Origin of the sequence: Paenibacillus sp. OT2-17, from assembly GCF_009827695.1 — a bacterium.
Taxonomy (GTDB): domain Bacteria; phylum Bacillota; class Bacilli; order Paenibacillales; family Paenibacillaceae; genus Paenibacillus; species Paenibacillus polymyxa_B.
This window is the reverse complement of sequence record NZ_WUDQ01000313.1, coordinates 1-4,186: the sequence shown is the minus strand read 5'-3', so window position 1 is coordinate 4,186 and position 4,186 is coordinate 1. Positions and strand designations below refer to the sequence as shown.

The following is a 4,186-nucleotide window of genomic DNA, read 5'->3' as shown; positions in this document are numbered from 1 at the left end:
ACTGGAATTTCAGCGTGCAGGCATGCAGGTCATAGCTTATCCTACCGACTATCTGGCAAGTGAAAAGCTGGCACTGTATGCTGGCAAGCTCTCGCCGTCTGCTGGGGCCATGTCTACAACCGGAACAGCCCTCAAGGAATACCTAGGAATTCTTGCATTAAAGCTTAAATAATGTGATGTCTAATTGTATAGCGGCACACAGCACAAACAAGCGTCTTGCGCTCGCAGGTATAAGCCTGTAAGCTAGCAAGGCGCTTGATCTACCATTTCATATTTAATCCAAGAAAATATCCGATATTCGTTCTTCCGATATGACCTTAAAGCCTTCCTTTTTTAACAAAGCCGAGGTTACCCCGTTACCTGCTATTTTACGGTTTTCGAATGACCCATTATATATTGCTGCTGATCCGCAGGACGGGCTATTTTCTTTTAAAACAACAAATGTTGCGTTAACCTCTCTGGCTATATTCAGGGCTTCGTACGCACCTCTAATGTACATATTGCTGACATCGTTGCCTGAAAACTCGACCACCTTGGCTGTGCCGTTCAGCACATCCTCCCCTGTCCCTCCAACAATCTCAGCAGGCTCTCTCGGAGTCACAAAGCCCCCCAAAAGCTCAGGACAGATTGTCATAGCCTTCTTTTCCTCTACCAACTTCTGAATATGTACATCCAGGCTATCCGTCCCGTTATATCGTACCTTCATGCCCGCCAAACACGAACTTACCAGAATCATTAGTTCCACCTCATATCCATTGCATTCACTATTAAGTAGTTAAAGTATAAACAAATTTTCGCGTAGAGTCATCGTGCGAAAACTTAGACTCGCCACTACGTCCGCGTTCCGTAAGGTTATTCGTCCAGCTGATGTCATAATCATGATCCTGCACTCTACCCATACCCTTTTGAATTCTGTTCGAAATACAAGTAATGAAAAAGGCCCTGATTAGGGCCTCAAGCGGCTTCATATATCTCCTTATCCATTACCCCTTCTGTTTGTAAAACTCATGGTACAACTTCATCAGCGCGCGCTTTTCAATTCGTGACTTCCTTTTCAGTCCCTATAGGATCGTGGAGAGATACGTCTTTGCGTGTTTTTTTCAGAGATCGCAAATGCATCAGGATTTCATTTTCTATACAACGGGCTGCAAAAGTTGCCAGCTTGGTGCCTTTCCCGGTCCGAAAGCTTTCAATGTACTCATCCAAAATAACCTGATAAAAACAAGCCGGAGGCGCATGTTGGGCAGCACTACGGCTTATTTTTATTGTTGAGGTTCACCCTGCTCGTAAGTAAGATAAATTCACTCTTGCTATAAGTCGTAATTTAAGATATATTATTAATTAAATGATCAATCATTTAATTAATAATAGTTTAGTTTAGAGAAAGGGGAATACATTTGGCAAGACCCATCAATGAAGAAAAAAGACTGGAGCGGCGTAAACGTATCCTAGAAGAAGCTGTTGTCCTGTTCGCAGAAAGTGGATATTCTAATACCACAACGGCAATCATTGCGCAGAGTGTAGGAGTGACTCCTGGAACCATTTTTCAATATTTCCCTAGCAAAGAAGCTTTATACTACGCCGCTGTTCTTGAGCCGCTTGCTGATATTCAGGCGAAATCGCTTGCTTGTCTACAACAAGAGGAGACGCCGGGCGTATTGATTAAGAACATGGTGGCAGAACAATTCAACCATATCTACTTCTATATAAATGAATTGCGGCTTGTTCAATCTGTCTTAGGACAACGAATAAGATTCCCTGAACTTACACAGAAGGTCCTTGAAAGTATAAAGGTAATGACAGATGCGATCGAATGCGTCTATGCCAAGGGACAATTAATGGGAGAATTCAACAAAAGCTTTTCTCCAGCAATGATCTCTCGTGCCTATATCTCTTTCTTAAATGGAGTGGGCTTAACTCTTGCAGAAAGTATTATTCATCATCCCGAGTGGGAAAATCTGAAGGGGCATGCCTTTTATTTGTTCGCACCCATACAACCTAAAGAAAAACTGGAGGAGTCTGAATGAGTCAGGCATCATTACAACCCGATCTAACATTTAACGTTCGTGTAAAAAAACGAAAGAAAATTTTATGGAGCCTAGGGATCGTGCTTTTGCTTGTGATGGCTCTTGTATTTTTTATATCTTATAAAGTAGTAGACACCTTGTTGCACCATCCTAGAGACACTAATGTCAGCTACGAATTGAATATGGATAAAACTCCCTACGAAGAGGTCGAGTTCAAGAGTTTGAAAAATGATAATACGATTAGAGGTTCCTTCTTTCCTGCAAGTGGTCTTCCTGGTAAATCAAGTAATAAGACGATTATTGTCGTCCATGGATATACGAGCAATCGTTTAGTCAAAGGGCGGACCCAAAAGTTAGTAGAGCATTTCGTTCCGAAAGGCTACAATGTATTGGCATTTGACCTCAGCTCACAAGGTAAATCCGATGGTGATTTGATTACACTGGGCCTCAATGAAAAATACGATTTGCTAGGAGCTGTAAGCTATTTAAAATCGAGAGACCATACGGGTGATAACATTGGAGTTATTGGCTTTTCAATGGGTGCTGCTACTTCTTTGCTAGCCGCTAGTGAAAGTGATGACATCAAAGCCGTAATTGCAGATAGTCCTTTTCGTAATGCTGGTCTATTTCTGAGAGAGGGTTTGCCCTTCTTTTCAGGTTTACCTGCGTTTCCATTCAGTTATACATCGACATGGATGGCAAATTGGGCCTTTAAGGTTGATCTTGATTCCATATCTCCTATGGATGCGGTAAAAAAGATGCAAGACAAGCCAGTTATGCTTATTCATGGTACTGGAGATCAGCAAATTAGTTATAAAAATACAGAAATTATTTACGAGTCCTTAAAAGATAACCCAAAAGCAGAAGTATGGTACCCGCAAAATACGGAGCACATCGATGCCATCAACCATTACCCCACTGAATATTTCAAAAGAGTAGATCGCTTTTTGGATGAGTATGTAGGAAAATAAATTCAATCCAATAGAGCCAACTAGCGAAGGAGCTTGTCCTGATGAAGTGAAAATACCCAATAATATCAAGCATTTTTATCCTGTAGTGTAGAAAAACACTACAGGCTTTTATTTGCGTTTTAAATGAAAATACATAGCAAAATAGTTATTATTTAAGCGAAAAAAACAGTGTACGAGTACTGAGCATGTTGATAAAAACAAAAAGACAAGCGTATGCTGTTCACTGGTCAGGAGAAGATCCTTTTTAGAGATCATTTGAACAAAGACCCGGAATCGAATTAATGAACTAGAAAACAACGCGTTCTCTACATGAGCAACAAAGAATAGTTCATCTGATATTCCCCATCTTGACAGTATTAAAGATATTCGGGAATTAAAGCTTATTGAACGAGTAACCACACTTATAGAAAAATTGCCTAGCGCTTTTCAGCGTAAAGGAGCAGTTGTTTTTATAGGATAGCCTTATATAAGAATATTGGATGGGCAGAGGGGGATGCAATTTAAACACGCCTCTGAAAAGAAGCAAGTAATTGAACTATGAAAAAGACCTAAAAAGGCCCTGTTAAGGGCCTCAAGCGGCTTCATATATCTCCTTATCCATTACCCCTTCTGCTTGTAAAATTCATGGTACAGCTTCATTAATGCACGCTTTTCAATGCGGGACACATACGAACGCGAAATCCCCAGCTCTCTGGCAATTTCCCGCTGTGTTCGTTCCTCTCCTCCGGCTTCCAGACCGAAACGGCCAATCACCACTTCTTTTTCACGCTCATCTAAAATATCCAGGTTGCGATAGATTTTACTCTTCTCGATTTTAAGTTGTACTTTATCTACAATATCGTCCGCCTCGGTGCCGAGGATATCAATCAAAGTAATCTCGTTGCCTTCCTTATCAGTCCCTATAGGATCGTGGAGTGATACATCTTTGCGTGTTTTTTTCAGAGATCGCAAATGCATCAGGATTTCATTTTCTATACAACGGGCTGCAAAAGTTGCCAGCTTGGTGCCTTTCCCGGTCTGAAAGCTTTCGATGGCCTTGATCAGTCCGATGGTGCCGATGGATATAAGATCCTCCAAATCTTCGCCGGTGTTATCGAATTTTTTCACAATATGGGCCACCAGCCGTAGGTTATGCTCAATGAGTGTGTTACGGGAGTGTGCATTGCCTTCGGCAAACAGCTTTAGGTG

Annotated in this window: 4 protein-coding genes and 2 pseudogenes; 3 read left to right on the top strand and 3 right to left on the bottom strand. The window is 41.4% G+C overall.

Annotated elements, in window-relative coordinates; translation table 11 throughout:
* Positions 1-172 (top strand): annotated as a pseudogene (locus GRP75_RS30510) (YdcF family protein); the annotation flags it as partial.
* Positions 173-274: 102 nt separating this feature from the next.
* Here the strand turns inward: GRP75_RS30510 and GRP75_RS20195 are convergent.
* Together GRP75_RS20195 and GRP75_RS20190 are read right to left on the bottom strand one after the other, a co-directional pair.
* Complete coding sequence (locus GRP75_RS20195) at positions 275-736, bottom strand: 2-thiouracil desulfurase family protein (protein WP_160790183.1); 462 nt, start codon at positions 734-736, stop codon at positions 275-277.
* A 311-nt stretch (positions 737-1,047) separates the two neighbouring features.
* Positions 1,048-1,194, bottom strand: a pseudogene (locus GRP75_RS20190) (sigma factor); the annotation flags it as partial.
* Positions 1,195-1,397: 203 nt separating this feature from the next.
* On the opposite strand from GRP75_RS20190, the gene GRP75_RS20185 reads away from it, so the two are divergent.
* On the top strand, positions 1,398-2,027 hold the full coding sequence (locus GRP75_RS20185; protein WP_023989549.1) for a TetR/AcrR family transcriptional regulator: 630 nt from the start codon (positions 1,398-1,400) through the stop codon (positions 2,025-2,027).
* Entirely contained in the window at positions 2,024-2,998 is a 975-nt protein-coding gene (locus tag GRP75_RS20180) for an alpha/beta hydrolase (RefSeq protein WP_160790182.1), read from the top strand. The genes GRP75_RS20185 and GRP75_RS20180 overlap by 4 nt, the downstream gene beginning before the upstream one ends.
* 600 nt (positions 2,999-3,598) lie before the next feature.
* Here the strand turns inward: GRP75_RS20180 and sigK are convergent.
* A partial coding sequence (sigK, locus tag GRP75_RS20175; RefSeq protein WP_160790181.1) for an RNA polymerase sporulation sigma factor SigK occupies positions 3,599-4,186 on the bottom strand: 588 nt, incomplete at its 5' end.